This is a genomic window from Chlorogloeopsis sp. ULAP02, from assembly GCF_038404745.2.
In the GTDB taxonomy this organism is placed as follows: Bacteria; Cyanobacteriota; Cyanobacteriia; order Cyanobacteriales; family Nostocaceae; genus Chlorogloeopsis.
Genome location: NZ_JAYKTT020000029.1, coordinates 1 through 2,015 on the forward strand (window position 1 = coordinate 1; position 2,015 = coordinate 2,015).

The window sequence follows — 2,015 nt, forward strand, 5'->3', positions numbered from 1 at the left end:
TACTCCAAAAAGAAACTAGTCGGCTTTTTTCTAAATAGATTGTTAATTGCCTATTCTTTCATATAAACTTTGCCTATTCACCTTAAATCCTGTTTCAGTCAATAATTCTGGCAAATTAATCTTTAATAATTCCTAAGCAGTCTCTATTTCAAGCAATTATAAAAATATTCATACAGGTAGTACAAATAGGAAATTAGTGGGATTATGAAAATCCACTAAGGAAAATACTCCACCAGACCTCAGCACACGATATACTTCTTTGAAAAGATTTTGCATTTGTTTTGATTCCATCTCAATGTAATGCGAAGGTGATGTGTATCAAATTAGACTCGTTATCTAAAAAGGAATTTTTTCAGCAAAGGCTTCTACATAATCTGCTTGAGGCAGATTTTGTTATGCCCCATTCAATGACAAAGCTGAAGTGTTTAAGCCGATTACATTTTGCGAATATTTCACCAAAAATTTTGTTGCTTGTTCATTACCGCAACATAAGTCGAGAATTTTCGTATCTGAGTGAATTGTTAACCCATACAAAGCTAGTTGGCAAAATGTTACCTCACCACTACGCTTAGAGCGGCTAGACGAAATATGGAATCGTAGAGCCGCTGGTAACGGTAACTCCAATTTCTTAAAATAGTTGCCATTACTTCTTTCCTTTTAGTTAACTTATATATTTAGATCAAGATATTATTGTTAACATTAGTAAAAAAGCTGAAAAGATTGGGGGACTGTTACTGCTATGGGTCGTGTAGGCGTATTACTACTCAATCTCGGTGGTCCGGAGAAATTAGAGGATGTAGGACCGTTTTTGTATAACTTGTTTTCTGATCCAGAGATCATTCGCCTACCTTTTCCCTGGTTGCAAAAGCCCCTAGCTTGGTTTATTGCCTCACGCCGTACCAAAAAATCTCAAGAAAACTACCGCAAAATAGGGGGTGGTTCCCCGTTACGACGTATTACTGAAGCCCAGGGCGAAGCTCTAAAAGAACAACTGCAAGCCTTGGGACAGGAAGCTAACATATATATTGGTATGCGTTACTGGCATCCTTATACGGAAGAAGCGATCGCTCGCCTTAACCAAGACGATATCGAGAAATTGGTCATCCTACCACTCTACCCCCAGTTTTCTATCAGCACTAGCGGCTCTAGCTTTCGGCTTTTAGAGAAAATTTGGCAAGAAGACCCAAGACTCCAGCGAATTGAGTATACCGTTATTCCCTCCTGGTACAAACAACCAGGATATCTTCAGGCAATGGCGGCACTGATAGCTCAAGAACTTGATCAACTGCCCAATGCAGATGAGGCTCATATCTTTTTCAGCGCTCATGGAGTTCCCAAAAGTTATGTTGAAGAAGCAGGCGACCCTTATCAGCAAGAGATTGAGGAATGCACCTATTTAATTATGCAGACACTCAATCGACCTAATGCTCATACATTGGCTTACCAAAGCCGTGTTGGCCCTGTAGAATGGCTGCAACCCTATACTGAAGATGCCATTCCAGAACTAGCGGAAAAAGGCGTAAAAGACTTGGTTGTAGTACCCATAAGTTTCGTATCCGAACATATTGAGACGCTCGAAGAAATTGACCTTGAGTATCGAGAAATTGCAGAGGAAGCAGGAATTCATAACTTCCGTCGCGTACCTGCTCTTAATACTCATCCAGTATTTATTAAAGCGCTAGCAGACTTGGTAGTTGATGCTCTCAAAGCTCCCAGTATTAAGCTTTCGCAAGTCTACCAAATGAAGAAAAAAGTCAAAATCTATCCACCAGAGCGTTGGGAATGGGGAATTACTACAAGTGCAGAAGTGTGGAATGGCCGCATTGCCATGCTTGGTTTTATTGGCTTGATGATTGAATTAATTACTGGACATGGTCTATTACATATGCTTGGGATTTTGTAGTCAGGTGTAAATAAAGACCAAAGACCAATGACTAAAAACCAAAAGACATAAAAGAAAAAGCGCTCCTTTGGGAGCGCCGTTATTGGTTGTCTTTAATCAAGTTACTCATATA

Annotated in this window: 2 protein-coding genes; one reads left to right on the top strand and one right to left on the bottom strand. The window is 39.8% G+C overall.

The window, feature by feature from the left end; all coding sequences use genetic code 11:
- Nucleotides 1–393 precede the first annotated feature (393 nt).
- Nucleotides 394–624, bottom strand: coding sequence for a hypothetical protein (locus U2718_RS13215; protein WP_411813278.1), 231 nt, complete (start codon nucleotides 622–624; stop codon nucleotides 394–396).
- A 115-nt stretch (nucleotides 625–739) separates the two neighbouring features.
- On the opposite strand from U2718_RS13215, the gene hemH reads away from it, so the two are divergent.
- Nucleotides 740–1,903, top strand: coding sequence for a ferrochelatase (gene hemH / locus U2718_RS13220; protein ID WP_342002851.1), 1,164 nt, complete (start codon nucleotides 740–742; stop codon nucleotides 1,901–1,903).
- Nucleotides 1,904–2,015: the final 112 nt, after the last annotated feature.